A 17,036-nucleotide genomic window follows, 5' to 3' on the forward strand; every position below is an offset into this window, starting at 1 on the left:
TCACAATAAATACCCAAACCAATTGCATAATAATAGGTGAATTCTCAAAAAAATCAATAAAATAATTATTTTTAAACATATTATTTAACCTTGACTGTTGATTTAAAAAATTAGCGCAGTATCTTTTTTACTCGATTTACTAATTCATTCGGACTGAAAGGTTTACTCATGAAATCTGTAGCTCCTAATTTGAAAGCTTTAAGTACTATTTCTTCCTGTCCAGATGCTGAAAACACGATAATAGGTGTTTGATTTTTTAATTTGTTTCGAACATGACTTATTACTTCCAATCCACTAACAAAAGGCATCATTATGTCAGTTAAGATTAACTCTGGGTTGTGTTCTTCAATTAATTCAATTGTTTCTTTTCCATTCTCTGCTATAAGAAGTAAATATCCCTCTTTTTCCAATCTGAATTTCAGTAACATTGAAAGCATTGAATTATCTTCTGCTAGTACAATTTTTTTCATAGTACATACTTGTGTAATGACTTTTATTCTTCTAATACTGTAAACATAAAATTTGATTAAAATCAGTCATTAATTTTAGTCAGTAAATTTGGCACTTTTAATATATTCGTTATTGGTGAATGTATGTTCTTTTTTAATTTTAAAATTTCAAAATAAAATTTTTTTAGTTAAGTTTCCTGAGTTGAATTTAGATTTAAACTTTTTTATTCACTCTATTCTCTTAAATACGTAATAATGTCAATGTTAGTTTCGTATTAAATATTTTTTTTTGAAAATTAATTTGATCTTCAAAACTTTGACGATTCTTCTTTTTCAAATCATATTCGATAAATTTAATTTGATATAAAAAGGTTTTTTCAATCCATCTTATTCCGGATGCATCAGCTTCTTTTTGCAACTTAATTATTGGCACTTTAAGAGTTTGTGTTGCAGTGCCGTCATTGCTGATAAAGAAAGGGAGCTGAAAAAGCAGAATTAACAAAAAAAGAAAGGGTGTATTGAAATAACAAACGAAAGGTGCAATAAAGACAAAAAAAGACATATAAATAATAACCGAAAAATTATTACTATTTAATTTTGGAAACATAACATTTATGAAACAATTAATGGCTCTATTTAAAACACATATGTAGGTTGTCATTCTATTGGGGGCATTTATTTTAATAGAAAGAAAAATATTCAAGATTGATAAAATCAATGAATTCAGAGCCTAACTATTATGTTTTCAAAGATATGTATAAAATGAGTCATTAACAATAAATTAACCAAATAATAATTGTTAAAACCCCTCAAAAACCCCTAATCCAAATAAAGCAAAATCATATTTTACAGGGTCATTTGCATCAAATTCTCGGAGTTGTAAGTCCAATTCCGCTAGTGCTTTACCATCATTTTGTTTTCTGGCGAGCAGACCTAATTTTCGGGCAACATTTCCGGAATGAACATCCAGAGGACAAGATAATGAAGCAGGAGAGATGCTTTTCCAAATTCCTAAATCAACGCCTTTATTATCTTGTCTAATCATCCATCTCAAGTACATATTTAAACGGGTGATTAAGGTTGTATGTTAATCAAAATATATTAAGTCTTCCGATTTCAATTGTAATGATCCAAGTCCAAGCTCTAAACGCTCAGAAGCTTCATAATCTTTAAACTCATCATCAGAAAATTCAATTCCATTTTTTTTTAACCGCCACTTTAAAGCATCTATTTCGTCCTGCACTTCTTCGTCTGTAAATCCAGTACTTCGGTAGCGACTAATCCAATGCCATTTCATAGCCTGCCAATGCGTCATAAAGACAGAGGATTCCGGAAATCCTCTATATTTAATTTCCAATTTAAAATAACCGCCGCGCTCCATTTTATTATGTTTTATCGTGATTTCTTCAATTAGTGAGTGAACTAGTTGCTTTGTATCTTCAAAACTTGCTGTTATCTCGTAGCTACCAATTGCATTTTTTAATCTAGATTTCGCAATATCATTTTCTGATTCAAATATTTCCTTTTCGATTACTTCAATATTTTCTGTATATTTTCTTTATTTTTTTTTGCGGTTACATATTCATTTTTTAAATCTTCATCGTGTTCCAGATCTTCGTCGATTAGTAACTTTCGAAGCTTTATAATCTTATTTTCTACTTTTTTTAAATTGGCCAGATGCTTAATAATATTTTCTTTTAAAATATTATTACTTCCGCTATTTGAAGGCAAACTAGTCAGATGTTTTTCTAATTCTTTAGTAATAAAAAGATGATGGATAATAAATGTCTCAATTTTAGCAATGTTAATTCCTCTATTTGTGCATTCTGCATTAGTGGATTTGCCTTTACACTTGTATGCACTATCTTTGCCTTTTAACCTTTTCTTTCCTCTCAATTCACTTCCGCAATCAGAACAAAATATCAAACTATTTAGGAGATAATGATATTCCTCTTTTTTTCCAACCTTTTTCTTATTGGTCTGTAGATTCTTATTTACTTTTTCCCATAAATCCTCATCTATAATAGGTGGCACTTTTACATCCATATCTTTCCATCTTCGAAGTCCTTTATAAATAGGATTAACAATCATATCGTAAACAACATTTCCTCGCCATTTTACATTTTCTTTTTTGAAAAAAGTAATATTTCCGGAAAAATTATCTTTCCTTTTTATTTCACCTTTAAAGCCATTAAATTTGGTAGGAACTGCATCGCTATTTAATATTTTAGCAATAGTATAACTTCCATTCCCCATTAACGATAATTTGTAAATTTTTTTGACTATTTCGGCTTGTTCTTCATTTATCTTGAAAAAACCATTGTCATCTTTTTCATAGCCAAATGCGGTCATTCCGTGTGTTTTTCCAACTTTAGCATTATTGTTGATAGCTAATTTTACTTTATACCCTGTCAATGCTGCAAAAAATTCATTATTTGCACTTATAATAGTACTTATCAATTTGTTTTCAGGATTGTTTAAATCAAAAAACTTCCCGTTAGGATAATACTTACAGTTATTTTCAGTCATTATATAAACAAAAATATTCCAAATTCGAGTATTGCGTTCGATTCTTGACTGGTCAATAGAATAAACAGATGTTACTTCATTTCTTTTAATCGCTTCAAAAAGCTCTGCAAATGCCGGTCTGTCAAGAACTTCATCTAAAGTACCGCTTAATCCCTCGTCGACAAAAAACTTGAATTTTAAGCCTAAAGACTTAGCGAACCTCATTCCTTCTTCTTTTTGCGTCAGAATTGAAACATCCTTACCTTCTTCTTTCTTTTTACTTATACGGCAATATATCGCTAACATAATTTTTTTTATCTCAAATGTAATAATATATTCTATAAGGAATCAAAATGTAAATTAATTATAGAATAGTGGATATCTAACTCATAAGAGGACGAGTTAAGACCAATACTATGTTTGCCTACATAAAAATACGACTGCAATAACTGAATAATATATTCTTTGGCAAATATATCAATTGAATTTGGCGTTAGTTATAATTAACAAGTGGATTACAAAGAAAAATAAGCTATGAAAACGGATATGGAAATTACAGAAATTTGCAAAAAATACCAAATTGAGAATTATTCAATTAATCCCGATTTTTCAGTTGATGTGGACGGTGATGTTGATCTTTTTTCAACAAATCTGGCCATTCTACCAATTAAATTTGGACGTGTTATGGGGGACTTTAACGTTCAAAATAATCTACTGTCGACCCTATACGGTGCGCCCGTTGCGGTTGGTGGTAATTTTAATTGCTATCACAATCGATTAACAAACCTTATTGGTTCACCTAAGTGGGTCGGTGCAGATTTCTTTTGTTACAAAAACCAGTTAGTATCATTAGAGGGTTCTCCGAAAGTCGTGCGTGGAAGCTATTATATAAGTGAAAATGATAAATTATCCAACTTGGCCGGTTGTACGCTGCAAATTGGTGCTAATTTTTCTTTCGATGATATATTATCTACATATTCTGGGGACGAAGATATACTTTTTGAAGGTAATTTTTTTTTGAATGAAACTAATGTCGGTGCATCAAATGCCAAGAAATTACCTAATGTAATAGTGGAAAATATCCGGCATATTAAACTAATCCTGAAATACCAGCGGTACTTTATGATCTGGAATGATGATTTAACATTTAATGCTGAAAATTTCAATGATTTGATTGCAGAAATCAATGAAGGATTAAAATAAAAATGATGTAAATGTTAAAATATATAGGTTATGCCGAACTATTATAATTTCAAAATTATCAATCGATGGTAACCGCAAATATATTCATGAAATTTTCATTGAAATTTTATGCATGAATTTCAATTTTTTATTTTCAAGCGACAATAAATTTTGCATAGCTTATGAGATGAAATTGACTAATTATAATTGCATCTGATTATTTCGCGATCCGGAAGCGGTTTTTTCTTTAATGATGTAGTTAGCCGGTATGGAATTTTGGGGACGCAACTCTCGCTTCGAATATTTTTAACAAAAAACCACCCTGGGGGGTGGCTTATTTTAATATTCTAATATTGATTGTATTGTATTGGTTCGCTTATATATTCTAATACAGTGCATTATCTGTTTAGTGTTTACAAATTGTAATAACCCTTGCAAATACTCTTTAAAGCATTCTAAAGAATCAAAGTGTGCCAATATTGCAATAACATACTCGTGGACTATTTTATCTTCATAATTTTCGTACCAGTAGGTGTAATCTGCGGGTGATTTTAGATTATAATATTGCGGATCTAGGTGTATTAAAATTTTAGTTAGATAAAATATCTCTTCTTCGCATTCCTGTTTATCTGTCCAACATTCATTTTGCTTAATCATGATATGATTAGTTTGTATTTCTTTTTTTATCTGCTCAATATATTGCGATTTCACAAAATATTTGTTGTGCTGGCCCAAATTCTTTTTTATTAAATAATTTACAATTTCCATAAAATCTTGATTGTTCCAGTAGATCATTTTCACTTTAATTATGTCATCGACGTATTCTTTTAGTTCTTTGTGATTTTTCCCATTTTTGAAATAATTTTCTGAGTGCATAGAATCGATTCTTCTTTTCAGCATGTTTTGCTTTTTCATATCATTTTATTTTTAATTATCAGTTATACATGAAAAAATCAATAAAGTTTTAAGATGTTTCAAAATTTAATAGAAATAATCCGCTCTAGCATACATAGAAATTACAACTGGTCTGTATTCTTTTGGTTGAATATAAATATATAATAAAAAAAATAGCAAAGCACGAACAAATTTCAGAACAAACATGCCTAACATCATTAACTGCTGAAGAGCCTTTAAACTGGGCATATAACACCGGGTAGGAATATGGTTATTTGCAGACTGAGAATCCTTCAGATGAACTCACACTAGCCGAAAGTTATGTTTATTCAGATGCGTAAATTTTAGAATATTTTGAAGGGTGGTGCGACGGTGATTCTGGATATGAAGTAGATTCAATACTGGCGGATGAGTTCCCTTGTTAGCGGACCTACCACTAAAGTTTGTAATTATCTTTGCTAATCTAATTTATTAACTTCATTGGTTGGATCTCCAGAAACTATTGGTGATGGTTTTTATTGCTCTGGCAATGTTTTTACTTCACTTCATGGTGGACCAAAATATATTGGTGGTGATTTTAATTGTAAATACTCCAATGTTTTAACTTCATTGATTGGATATCCAGAAATAATTGGCGGTAAAATGAAAGCGGATCCTGGTATAAAAAAAATATACAAACGTACCCAAAGAATTAAGGCAATACTAGAATAGTAACAAGATTTTTAATAGTCACAATATTTATGCAATCGCTTATTAGTTTTTGCAAATCTTATTACGATATTTTAGCCCTCTTATTTTAAAAATTTCCTTATTTTTTTGATAATAATCTTTCATATACTCTCTTCTTTTTTCTACTATTGCATATTTATTGTTTTCATAGTTTTTATTCCTTAGTTCAATTCGCTCTTCTTCAGCCAACACCCCGAGTCTTTTATTTAGTAATTCACACCCCATAGCCATGTATAGCATAATCCATATAGTTTCGCGAGTGATATCAGTGGTGATTTCAATCAATTCTATCTCGCACTCTTTATAAAAAGGTATGTGCTTATATCCATTTGCTTTCCTCCGTGCTAGTGTTTTAGTTGTTTGACCAACATAAATGATATCACCGTTATGTATCAGTTGGTAAATCTTATATTCCTTATCCATATCATTTTTATTTTTTTTTTGTTTCTACACTCACACCAAGATCAGAAAATAATCCTTTAATCACCGCCTCAATTAGCTCAGAATCAAGGTCACTATCAAAATAAATTGCATCGAACAGAGTGAAATAATATTTAGATTTTACCGGTATAATGAAATTAAATATTGAAGCTTCCATATTCTGCAATTGAGCAGCGAGTGATATTTTATTTTTTTTAATTTTGGATAATTCATCCCATACTAAAGGGTATAACTCTTTAAATTTTATATTAAAATTGCTCTTTTTGTCGAATCCAAAAAATATTTTTCGATATACCATCACCTTTATGTCATCACGCTGTTTATTGTCGAGATAGAGACCATCTATTCCGTCAAATTTTTCATAGAAAATACCATCTTCACAGTCTTTTTGATAATTTACATCGCACTTAAGGTTGTTTTTTTTCAAAAAAGCTACCAATATTAGTGGTTGGCAGTTGGTTACGTCGATGTTGTACAATTTTATGTTCAAGTGCTTGCGTGATACGCGTGATACATTAGAAAATGAGTGATAAATACGGTCTACTTTTGTTCCGGTTTTAATAAATCTTTTTCTTTTTGTATAAAATATTCTGGATATTCGGCATTTTAATTTATTGAATGTTGACTTACCAGCTTGGTAATAATCAACTTCAGCCTGTATAGCTGCCAATACATCAATTTCTAATTTGTTAATTGTGTTTACATATCGCTTATCTATTTTTTTAACCTCATTTTTAACCGCATGTGAGGTTCGAAGTGGTTCTAGAATTAAAATACCTAGCTCTTTATTAGTTAAATAGCTGTTATGTACGCGATAAAGTTTTGCTATGGCCGGTTTATCTTTTGTTGCTAAATGTGGTGCAGTGTAAAATGACCCATCTGCATGGGGTACATTGCTAATTATGTCTAGATCCTTTAATATTTGCATGTATTTAACGACGTGGTCACTGAAGAAAGACAGCAGGTTTTTTTGTGAAATTATCATTGTGGTTTTTCCGTGGTTGTCTTGGATTTCACCATCAATATAATGTAGAAAATTTAAAATATTTATGGTTGCTAATTTTCGATTGATTGGTAATTCTATATTAGCAAGTTGTTTGATTATATAGATATTGACGATGAAGCAATATTTGGAAAATTTAATTTCTTTTAAAGTTTTTTTGTCTACGTGGTCAAATATTGATTTCGTTGCGTTCGGTTGAAATGGGATTACATTGTACATTATTCTGGATTATTTTTTTTGTTTCTGTTTTTTTTTTAGAGGTCCAGAAGCCAAGGGTAATTAATTCTTGGCAACCTCTGTATCAGTTATATCCAAATTCTTTGAAAAAGTTTAAATAATAATTCTATAGTCTATATATTAACTTTTATAATCGCTTTTTATCGAGGTGGATGTTTTAATGTTTTGTACAAAATCCCTCGGCCTATGGGTGGCCGCGGCTTACTAAATTTATAGGAAGTTTACCAGTATCGGTGAAAAAAGTGACCTCTGGGAAGTATTGATATCAAAGGGCTGCCTAGGATTTGTGTAAAAAACCGCGACTAATAGTATCATTTCCTTAATTATACTTGTTCTATGCTAATCTATTCCTGTCTATTCCTAAATATAAATAACCTTTGAATCATTAATTATATAAATAATTTAAATATTATATAGACAAATATTTATTTTATAATTACCTATTTAGCTTCATAGACTACTTCCACTAATTCACTCACCATTAAAATCGAAGCACCCCCGCCAACCGGGGGGCGTTACCTACGGTAGTCCACTTAAATCCACCTTACATACTAATTCAACCCTAAATTAAGTAGTTCATTTGCACGCCAAGTTATTACTTACATCTAATACCCTGAAGATTTACACATTGAAATTATTATTTTTATTCGAAATGTGGAAACCCGTAAAGTAATGTGAATGGGAAAGATGAGATTTGGTTTTTTGAATAAATATTATCTCATATTTTGTTATATGCAATAGAATATCCTACTTTTAAAGCTTAAACCTTTTCAAATGAACAGAATCAAATTGGAATTAGAGAAAAAAGGATTGACGCAGACTTGGTTAGCCGAAAAATTGGGTAAAAGTTATAACATGGTGAATTCTTATGCTCAAAATAGAAGACAGCCAAGCATTGAACAACTATTCAAGATTGCATTTTTATTAAATGTGGAAGCAAAAGATCTTTTAGAGGACAATAATAGAATTCTAAATTAGATGGTAGACGATAAAATAAAATACAGCACGGCATTTACTGCCGGGGCATTATTACTTAGAGAGACGGAAGCTTTTGTTGCTGAAATAAAAGACTATGATGCTTTTCTAGATGGTAGTGAAAACATTGATTTTTCGGTAATTCCGGTAAATGCGGAAAGTTCAAAAAAACGATTAAAACATGAAATTGAAAAACGACTTTTCGCCATTAATAATGGAAATCTGTTGAATCAGTTTTTGACATCGGATAAAAGCGGTAAGAACACGATTCTTTTTTATGGGATCTGCAAATGTTATCCAATAATTAGACATTTTATGCTGGAAGGGGTTTTGAACAAATGGAAAAATTTGGATTTTGAATTAGAAATAAATGATTTTTCAAATTTTATATACAGAAAAATGGACTTCCACCCTGAACTGGCGAAAATAACAGATAAAACGGTTTACAAATGTGGTCAGGTAGTCTTAAAAATGTTGAAAGATTTAGGTATGCTGAACAAAAATAAACTTCAAAAAATAGCAATTAACAATGCTGTTCTTGGAAACATTATCTCTACCGGGGATAGCTGGTTTCTTGATGTGATATTATTAAGCGAATCTGAAAAACAAGGAATATAATGATGTTAAATAGCAATAAATTATACGATTTAATGGCCGATAAAGGATTTCAGGAACCAAGAACTGGAAACCTATTTTTCCCCGCTTACATCTATACGTACGAGCCCGCTCAAGAATATGAAATGCGTAAGGAAATAGACTTGTTGATTGAAAAATTAAAAAGACCAAATCACTATCTGGATTCATTGGTAGTGAACATGTATGATGAGTTGATCGACTTTTTGAAAAACGAACAATTTGCCGGCCAAAACTTATTTAATCTTATCATCGAAAAAGAAAAAGAAGACCCAGAAGAAGCTTTGGCATGGGTCAGAGATGAAATTAACGAAGGGGATTTCTATAAAAATTTCACAAAAAAAGTAAAAGACCACTTCGGCGTAAATAACGAAAAGAAAGTATACCTGATTCTACACGGATTTGGAAGTGCTTATCCTTATTTAAGATCATCCGACTTTTTGAAGAAAACCGAAAAATTAATTAAAGAATTCAAAGTAATTGTTTTTTATCCCGGTGATTATAAAAATAACAATTACAACCTTTTTGGCTTACTGAATGACGACAATTTATACCGAGCCAACCATTTAAACAATCTTATAGCAACAGAATAACATATGATAACAATTGAAACCCTTTACGATAAAAAAATCGATAGACGAATAAATCCAGCCGTTGTAGTGAGTGAAATGGAAGACTATTTTATCACTCAAGAGATTGAGGAATATGTTTTTACCCAAGGAATTACAAAAAACGTCTATAAATTTTTGGATGCTATTGCTAACAAAAAAGAAGGCAAAACTGGCGTTTGGATAAGCGGATATTACGGTAGTGGTAAATCACATTTTATCAAATATCTTTTCTATTGTTTGAATAAAAAATACAGAGAAAAAGCATTTGTCAATTTCAAGGAAGCCGTAAAAAATGTTGGGGCATTAGAAGAACCTAATCCCAATCTTTTGGCTTTACTGCAAAAGAAAATGGAAGCGTTGGAAATAGACGAAATCATGTTTAATATAGATGCGGTGTCTGGTAATGAAGATGAAAAGGATCGCATCACCAGAGTTCTTCTCAATCAACTTAACAATTTCAGAGGTTACAACAATACCAATATTGCACTGGCACTGTATCTGGAAAAGCCCCTGCAAGAGCTAGGCCAGCTAGATCTTTTTAAGCAAAAAATAAAAATGACCTTTAATGAAGAGTGGTCTGGAAATCAGCTGCGATTTACCAGAATGTCACTAAACAAAGTATTAGATATTGCTAAAGACTGTAATCCTGAATTTGATACCGACTCACTAAGAAGTACTATTCTGGATAAAAATCAAGATTATACAATTGAATTTCTGGTTAATGAATTTAAGGATTTCCTTAAGAGCAAATCGGAGAATTACCGATTAGTATTCTTATTGGATGAAGTGTCCCAATATATCGGTTCTAATACCGCATTGTTGTTAAACCTGCAAACCATAGTAGAAGAAATTGGAAGTAAGATTGGGAATAAAATTTGGATTGTCTGTACGGCACAGCAAGAACTTTCTAATTTAATCAACAATACGGACGATAAAACGGAAGACTTTGGAAAAATTCTAGGTCGTTTCGAAACCATTATTTCGTTAGAAAGCCAGGATGCAACTTTCATTACTAAGAAAAGAATTTTAGCCAAAAAGGCCGATGGTATTGGTGTATTATCCGACTATTATAAAATCAACAAAGGTGCGATTGAAAATCAATTTGTTTTCAACCATGATCTTTATGAAAATTATATCGGCAAGGATGATTTTACGCTAACCTATCCTTTCATTCCGTACCAATTCCGATTGATCTCAGATGTTTTCGAAAGTTTTAGTAACGTAGGCTATGTAGGACAAGGTGTTAAAAATACCGAAAGAGCGATTTTAGGAATTACACACTATACGGCTAATTTATGTAAAGAAAATGCAGTGGGCTATTTTGTACCATTTGACTTATTTTTCAACGATCAATTTGATAAAAACTTGACTTTTGTTGCACGAAGTATTCTGGATCGTGCTTATAACATCAACGAGGTAAAAGAAGCGGAATTCGCTAAAAGAGTCGTCAATACTTTGTTCATGGTTTCTAATCTTGGCGAGAGCCATCGTGTGAATTTCCCAGCTACGGTAGAGAATATGGCCTTGCTGTTAATGAAGGCTGTAGACACCCCTAAGCTTGAAATTCAGAAACAAGTTGCCCAAATATTAGATCTGTTAGTCGATAAAAATATCATTCAAGTAAGCGAAGGAAAATACCGTTTCCTCAAAGACGATGAAATTGATGTTGCCCAGCAAATCAAGCATACAGCAATTAACAGTGATGACAAACTCAAATATTTTTATGATGATGTAATACAAAAAGTAATCAATCCTAAACCGGATATTAATTTCTTTGGAAATCATAATTTCAAGTCAGCTATTACAATTGATGATAAAGAAATGATACGTAATGGCGATTTTAAAATACGCTTTACTGTTTTTGACATTACAGATATCCAACAATTAGCACACACCAGCCCATCCAATGATTTAGTCATTGCTATCAGCGAATGGCTTAGTACTGATACCGATTTAAAAAATAAAATATTGGACTATGTTCGCGTGCAAAAATTCATCGCTTTAAATTCATCCGCTGCCAAAGGACCACGAGTGGAAACGCTCAATAATTTTAGAAACAATAATGTGATATTGTTGAACGAAATCAGATTGCGTTTTGAAAATAAATTCCTGTCAACTAGTATAATATCAAATCAGCAAATTATTACTAGTGACCAGTTAAATGGCAATACTACAGCAGCTCGATATGAGGACATGATCAAAAAGCATTTGGAAGAGACCTATAGAAAACATGGGTTAAGTAATGCTTACGCAAGTACAAATGCCGAATTAATCGTGAATGCAAAATCAAAGCAAATCAAAGCCAATACAGGCTTAGACCCAGCAGAAGAAGAATTAGCAAATAAATTGAACTTAATGGGTGAAAACCCAAATGTAGGCGATGTGGTTAAGTCTTTTGAAAAGGCACCATACGGATGGAAAGATATTGTGACTTTAGATATTTTACTAAAAATTGCACAAAAAGGCGTAAAACGCTTTGAATGGAAAAATGACAGTATCGATTTGGTTCAATTCGTCGATAAAGGTTTGAATAACCGAGAACGCGATTCCATCCTAATTTTAAACCAAAAAGCCCATTCCCAGGAAGAAATCAATGGATTTATTCATGCGGTGAACCATGAAATCTTTGCCGAAAATGTAATTTCATCAACTACTTCCGATTTTAAAGAGGCCGTCGATCAATTGAAAGCAAAGTTGACAAAAAAATTAGTTGACGTAAATAAAATTAAGGAAGAGCATGAGCTGTATCCTTTTGGTAATCATATCAAAAAGTTTCATAAGGGATTGACAGAACTATTCATGGCGCGGGATCAGGAACAGTTGTTAGAGCTAGTGAAACAAAACAAAAACATCCTGAAAGCGGACCGTGATCAATATATGTATGTTGTTGAATTTATCGAACATAATCTAAAAACCTATGAGCAGATAAAAGAATTCATACAGGGAAACAAAAACAATTTTAATGCATTGGATGAGGCAGAACAAGTTACTGCAAATACACTCGTTGATTATATTCAGAATGATAAAGAACCTTGGGATAGATTGCCTCAAATGAAAAAAGCGTTCAAAGAAATCCATGACGCGTTACAAAACATAATCAAAGATTTACGTTCCGAAACCATCAAAATGTACGAAATTGTATTTGGTGAAATCGAGCAACATAAAATTAAATTAGGTATAACAGAAGCGAATCTAACTGCCGATTCAAGTTTTATTAATAGAATTGAAAAAGAAAAAAGCTATAGCCGATTAGAAGTATATAATGTAAAAATAAATGATTTTAGAGCTGAAAACTTCAAGGTTTTGGAAGATTTCAAAGCTAAGGCAGAAGCAAAAAAGTCAGGGAAGGAATATCAGCAAAGTGTTATTATTAACGTGGCTAATGAAATGCCGCCAACAACCATCGAAACACCCGAGCAACTGGAAGTTTACATCAGTAAATTAAGAGAAAGACTTATGGTAAAACTAGCTAAAAATCAAAAAATATTCTTGAATTAATGAATACGAATAACATAAAATCATTTGCAAAACAAGCACGTCTTTTGCTAATGGAAGGTGTAAAACAGCGTTTACTATATTGGGGGTTTGATTCAAATGGAAACAGTAATGAAAATCTGGAAACTACAACCGGTGGATATATTTTTAGAGGTCAAATTTTCAATGATGAAAGCGTACCACCAAAATGGATAAAATTAAAGAATAGACTAACTGACAAGCAAGCCGTTCAGGACACTATTGAGGAAGCTGCATACACTTGGTTCAATCGACTAATGGCTATTAAAATTCTGGAAAAAAGAGGTTATATGCAACCTGCTTTAGAATATGTTCCGGATCTGAAAACACCAGTATTAGTACAAAATGCTAAGAGAGGTCAACACCAGCTGAAACAACAAAAGTATATTGACTTATTACAACAATATTTGTTAGACGATCAGGAAGAGCAAGCTTTAGGATTGCTGCTTACTCGTTTGTGTAATAACAATATATTATTGCGTGATGTCTTTGGTCATATCGATGATTATACTGAGATTCTGTTACCCAACAATCTTTTGCAACGCAATGGAATCATTGACTTGTTAAACAGCGATGCAATTCTGGATGAAGATTACAAAGAAGTAGAACTCATCGGCTGGTTATATCAATTCTATATTTCTGATAAAAAAGACGAAGTATTTAAGGGATTCAAAGCCAATAAAAAAGCAAGACCCGAGGATATTCCTGCTGCTACCCAGATTTTTACACCCAAGTGGATTGTGAAATACATGGTAGAAAACACTGTGGGTAAAATATACCTGGATTTTGACACTACTTCTTCCCTCAAATCAGAAATGAAGTATTTGGTTGTAAACGAAACTGATAGTAAGAATGAAGTTGACAACACTGTTCAATTGCAGTCGCTGGAAGAACTTACATTAATTGATCCGGCGGTGGGTAGCGGACATATTCTGGTTACTGGATTTGAATTGTTATTCAAAATGTATCGTGAGCAAGGATATACTGCTAAAAATGCCGTGACAAGCATATTAAAGGACAATCTATTTGGTTTGGACATTGACGACCGAGCGATGCAATTAGCACGTTTTGCAGTACTGTTAAAAGCAGCTGAATTCTATCCCGAAATTCTAAATGCTAATGATAGCAATCCTTTATTATTGCCACATATTTATAGTTTCCCGGAGAACACCATTGATTATTTTTTTGCTTCCGAGGCCATTAGTGTTTCTCGATTAAAAGAATATTTGGGTTACAAAATTGCGGAAGATGTAATAGAAAAATATAAAATAGATTATGAAGATGATGATATCGGTGAAATTGTAACAATTGATAAAAAAGATACTATTGTTGAAAAACAAACTACTATTACCACAAAAACAATTGAAACATTAGAACAGAACGAAATCACATCTGTTTTAGTAAATACCTATAAACCCATTAGTGAGTTTCTTGGAACAACGGACAGTGAAATAGTAGTTGAAGTTGCCCGAAACCTATCATTGCTTCGTCAAGGGAAAAATATTGGAGCCACATTAAAATTAAAGCTTAAAAGCGAAACTTTTGTATTAGTCGAGAAACGATTCCAAAACTGGAGTACTAAAAGCCAACAAGGAACGCTCGATTTCCTACAATCAGATTTATGGAACAATCTAAAACCATTTATAGATATTCTTTTAGTTCTGTCTAAAAAATATACCTCTGTTGTGGCAAACCCGCCTTATATGGGTAAAAGAAGTATGAATGATAATTTAAAAGATTATTTGAATGATAACTATCCAGATTCAAAAATAGATTTAATGACTGTTTTTATGGAAGTGTGCCCCAATTTGGCAAATGAAAATGGTTTAGTTGGTATGATTAATTTACCTTCTTGGATGTATATATCGTCTTTTGAATCATTAAGGAATAATTTGCTTGCGAGTTGTAATTTTGAAAGTCTATTAGAAAATGGCAGAGGTGTTTTTGGCTCTGATTTTGGTTCCGTTGCATTCATTTTATCAAAAAACAAAAATAATATAGGTATTTATAAAAGACTCTTTGACCCTTATGACAAAGGTAAAGTTGAAAATGTAGAAATAAAGGAAAAAAGATTTTTTGAAACTACGGAAAATTTCAAATTTGATAAAACTAATTTTTATAAAATACCAGGTTCGCCAATTGCATATTGGGTATCTGAGACAATTATAGACATTTTTAAAGAAAAAAAACTAGATGATTATGCTACTTTATTCCAAGGAATAATCACTGGTGACAATAAAAAATTTCTGAGAAGTTGGTACGAAATGTCAATAAAAAAGTTAGGTTTAAAATATTTAGATTTTAAAGAAACAGATTTAAAAAAACAATACTGGGTTCCTTACAATAAAGGAGGAGACAGCAGAAAATGGTATGGTAACCAAGAATTTGTTGTGAATTTTCATAAATCTGGTAGAGATTTTACTAGAGGTAAACATCAATTCTCTGAATTCTTTTTTAAACCCTGCTTTTCATGGACATATTTAAGTATATCATCTTTAGATACAAGGTATTTTCCAGAAGGGTTTATTTGGGATGTTAGTGGTTCAAGTGCATTCCCTCATGACAATGAGGATATTTTTTACTTTGTACCTTTAATAGCCTCTAAAGTAGGTTATCTTTTACTCAACATTATTAATCCAACAATAAATTTTCAAGTAGAAAATTTATGTCTATTACCTATAATTTACCCAGAAAAATTAATTAAAGATAGAATTATATTTATTACCTCTGAAAATATAAGTATTTCCAAAAAAGATTGGGATTTGAGAGAAACCTCTTGGGATTTTGAGCAATCCCCGTTGTTAAATGGAAGTCTGTCACTAAAAGAAGCTTACGAAAAATGGCAGGGTAATGTTACTCAAGATTTCTTTCATTTACACGAAAATGAGGAAGAACTCAACCGTATTTTTATAGCTACTTATAGTTTGCAAAAGGAGTTAACCCCTGAGGTAGCTTTAAAAGACATTACCATATTGCAAGAAGAGCTCGATCGAAAAGCACTAGAGCAATTGGAGCAAATGTTTAGGGAACAAGGCAAAGGAACTGTTACATTGCCTATCAAGAAAGACGTAGTGATCAGCCAATTTATTAGTTATGGCATTGGTGTTTTTATGGGGCGTTACCGTCTGGACAAACCTGGTTTACACATCGCCCATCCTAATCCTACGGAGGAAGAGTTAGTGCCTCACGAAGCGTTATTGTTAGGTATTAATCATTCTGTTGCTATTGATGAAGATGCCATCATACCGCTTATGGGAAATGAATGTGCTTTTCCGGATGATGCCTTGGTTCGCATTAAAAATCTGGTGCACGACATTTGGGGAGAAGAAACCTTAACCGAAAATTTGAACTTCATCAACGAATGTTTGACGATAGATTTAGATAAATATATCACAGAGGAATTCTGGAAAGATCATACCAGCCGCTACAAAAAGAAGCCCATTTATTGGTTGTTTAGTTCCAATCCTAAGAAACCACAAACAGCAGCGTTTAACGTACTGGTGTATATGCACCGTATGGACAAATATACCGTGCAGAATATCCAAAGAAAGTACCTACATCCGCATCAGGAATGGATAAAAAGTGAAAGAGACAAGCTAATTGAAAATGAAAGTAACTTATCCAAAAACGAACTCAAACGCCTGGAAAAACTACGCAACTGGGAACTGGAATGCCAGGATTACAATGAAATTTTAAAAACACTGACATTACAAGAAATAGCTTTTGATCTTGATGATGGTGTTACCGTTAATTATGAAAAGTTTGATGGAGCAGTTGCAAATATTTAATCCGATTAACGTCAGATCGAGTTTATTTGTGAAGTAAAATGGAACAAAAAAGTATAGAGGACACTTTTAAAAT

The 17,036-nt window shown here is 31.9% G+C and carries 14 protein-coding genes and 1 pseudogene; 7 read left to right on the top strand and 8 right to left on the bottom strand.

The features are described from left to right. Positions 1-110: 110 nt before the first annotated feature. From C4S35_RS05795 to C4S35_RS05815, 5 genes and pseudogenes are all read right to left on the bottom strand, one after another. Positions 111-470 (bottom strand): response regulator transcription factor, encoded by a 360-nt coding sequence (locus C4S35_RS05795; protein WP_103999271.1) that lies wholly within the window; start codon positions 468-470, stop codon positions 111-113. 220 nt (positions 471-690) lie between these two features. Next, the gene (locus C4S35_RS05800) at positions 691-1,110 is read right to left on the bottom strand and encodes a hypothetical protein (protein ID WP_146059521.1); all 420 of its coding nucleotides are present in this window, start codon (positions 1,108-1,110) and stop codon (positions 691-693) included. Positions 1,111-1,248: 138 nt separating this feature from the next. Further along, positions 1,249-1,518: pseudogene (locus C4S35_RS05805) on the bottom strand (DUF2400 family protein); the annotation flags it as partial. Between the two features lie 18 nt (positions 1,519-1,536). Then, complete coding sequence (locus C4S35_RS05810; protein ID WP_103999273.1) at positions 1,537-1,830, bottom strand: hypothetical protein; 294 nt, start codon at positions 1,828-1,830, stop codon at positions 1,537-1,539. 149 nt (positions 1,831-1,979) lie between these two features. Then, on the bottom strand, positions 1,980-3,263 hold the full coding sequence (locus C4S35_RS05815; RefSeq protein ID WP_103999274.1) for a recombinase family protein: 1,284 nt from the start codon (positions 3,261-3,263) through the stop codon (positions 1,980-1,982). Between the two features lie 228 nt (positions 3,264-3,491). Between C4S35_RS05815 and C4S35_RS05820 the strand changes: the two genes are divergently transcribed. After that, positions 3,492-4,160, top strand: a complete 669-nt coding sequence (locus tag C4S35_RS05820; protein ID WP_103999275.1) for a hypothetical protein — start codon at positions 3,492-3,494, stop codon at positions 4,158-4,160. A gap of 318 nt (positions 4,161-4,478) precedes the next feature. Here the strand turns inward: C4S35_RS05820 and C4S35_RS05825 are convergent, their stop codons facing one another. After that, positions 4,479-5,054 (bottom strand): hypothetical protein, encoded by a 576-nt coding sequence (locus C4S35_RS05825; protein ID WP_103999276.1) that lies wholly within the window; start codon positions 5,052-5,054, stop codon positions 4,479-4,481. A gap of 459 nt (positions 5,055-5,513) precedes the next feature. Between C4S35_RS05825 and C4S35_RS05830 the strand changes: the two genes are divergently transcribed. Continuing rightward, on the top strand, positions 5,514-5,744 hold the full coding sequence (locus C4S35_RS05830; RefSeq protein WP_103999277.1) for a hypothetical protein: 231 nt from the start codon (positions 5,514-5,516) through the stop codon (positions 5,742-5,744). 42 nt (positions 5,745-5,786) lie between these two features. Here C4S35_RS05830 and C4S35_RS05835 read toward each other — a convergent pair whose 3' ends face one another. Both C4S35_RS05835 and C4S35_RS05840 read right to left on the bottom strand, forming a co-directional pair. After that, positions 5,787-6,185: a hypothetical protein gene (locus C4S35_RS05835; protein WP_103999278.1), complete on the bottom strand. Its 399-nt coding sequence runs from the start codon at positions 6,183-6,185 to the stop codon at positions 5,787-5,789. A 7-nt stretch (positions 6,186-6,192) separates the two neighbouring features. Next, complete coding sequence (locus tag C4S35_RS05840) at positions 6,193-7,425, bottom strand: hypothetical protein (RefSeq protein WP_103999279.1); 1,233 nt, start codon at positions 7,423-7,425, stop codon at positions 6,193-6,195. 792 nt (positions 7,426-8,217) lie between these two features. Between C4S35_RS05840 and C4S35_RS05845 the strand changes: the two genes are divergently transcribed. Genes C4S35_RS05845 through pglX form a run of 5 tightly spaced genes read left to right on the top strand, consistent with a single transcriptional unit; the run spans position 8,218 to position 16,963 of the window. Next, a complete protein-coding gene (locus tag C4S35_RS05845; RefSeq protein WP_103999280.1) occupies positions 8,218-8,421 on the top strand; it encodes a helix-turn-helix transcriptional regulator in 204 nt (67 codons plus the stop codon). Further along, positions 8,422-9,036 carry a BrxA family protein gene (locus C4S35_RS05850; RefSeq protein WP_103999281.1) on the top strand — a complete coding sequence of 205 codons (615 nt, stop codon included), beginning with the start codon at positions 8,422-8,424 and terminating at the stop codon, positions 9,034-9,036. After that, positions 9,036-9,644, top strand: a complete 609-nt coding sequence (locus C4S35_RS05855; RefSeq protein WP_103999282.1) for a BREX protein BrxB domain-containing protein — start codon at positions 9,036-9,038, stop codon at positions 9,642-9,644. Before C4S35_RS05850 ends, C4S35_RS05855 begins: the two co-directional genes overlap by 1 nt. 3 nt (positions 9,645-9,647) lie before the next feature. Beyond that, entirely contained in the window at positions 9,648-13,160 is a 3,513-nt protein-coding gene (gene brxC / locus C4S35_RS05860; protein ID WP_103999283.1) for a BREX system P-loop protein BrxC, read from the top strand. After that, the gene (gene pglX, locus C4S35_RS05865) at positions 13,160-16,963 is read left to right on the top strand and encodes a BREX-1 system adenine-specific DNA-methyltransferase PglX (protein ID WP_103999284.1); all 3,804 of its coding nucleotides are present in this window, start codon (positions 13,160-13,162) and stop codon (positions 16,961-16,963) included. The genes brxC and pglX overlap by 1 nt, the downstream gene beginning before the upstream one ends. Positions 16,964-17,036 lie beyond the last annotated feature (73 nt).

This window comes from Flavobacterium urumqiense, from assembly GCF_900108015.1.
GTDB classification, from domain to species: Bacteria; Bacteroidota; Bacteroidia; order Flavobacteriales; family Flavobacteriaceae; genus Flavobacterium; species Flavobacterium urumqiense.

Bases quoted from the DNA above. Each gene is read 5' to 3' on its own strand.
- C4S35_RS05795 (WP_103999271.1), bottom strand. From the start codon at position 470: ATGAAAAAAATTGTACTAGCAGAAGATAATTCAATGCTTTCAATGTTA.
- C4S35_RS05800 (WP_146059521.1), bottom strand. From the start codon at position 1,110: ATGACAACCTACATATGTGTTTTAAATAGAGCCATTAATTGTTTCATA.
- C4S35_RS05810 (WP_103999273.1), bottom strand. From the start codon at position 1,830: ATGGAGCGCGGCGGTTATTTTAAATTGGAAATTAAATATAGAGGATTT.
- C4S35_RS05815 (WP_103999274.1), bottom strand. From the start codon at position 3,263: ATGTTAGCGATATATTGCCGTATAAGTAAAAAGAAAGAAGAAGGTAAG.
- C4S35_RS05820 (WP_103999275.1), top strand. From the start codon at position 3,492: ATGAAAACGGATATGGAAATTACAGAAATTTGCAAAAAATACCAAATT.
- C4S35_RS05825 (WP_103999276.1), bottom strand. From the start codon at position 5,054: ATGAAAAAGCAAAACATGCTGAAAAGAAGAATCGATTCTATGCACTCA.
- C4S35_RS05835 (WP_103999278.1), bottom strand. From the start codon at position 6,185: ATGGATAAGGAATATAAGATTTACCAACTGATACATAACGGTGATATC.
- C4S35_RS05840 (WP_103999279.1), bottom strand. From the start codon at position 7,425: ATGTACAATGTAATCCCATTTCAACCGAACGCAACGAAATCAATATTT.
- C4S35_RS05845 (WP_103999280.1), top strand. From the start codon at position 8,218: ATGAACAGAATCAAATTGGAATTAGAGAAAAAAGGATTGACGCAGACT.
- C4S35_RS05850 (WP_103999281.1), top strand. From the start codon at position 8,422: ATGGTAGACGATAAAATAAAATACAGCACGGCATTTACTGCCGGGGCA.
- C4S35_RS05855 (WP_103999282.1), top strand. From the start codon at position 9,036: ATGATGTTAAATAGCAATAAATTATACGATTTAATGGCCGATAAAGGA.
- brxC (WP_103999283.1), top strand. From the start codon at position 9,648: ATGATAACAATTGAAACCCTTTACGATAAAAAAATCGATAGACGAATA.
- pglX (WP_103999284.1), top strand. From the start codon at position 13,160: ATGAATACGAATAACATAAAATCATTTGCAAAACAAGCACGTCTTTTG.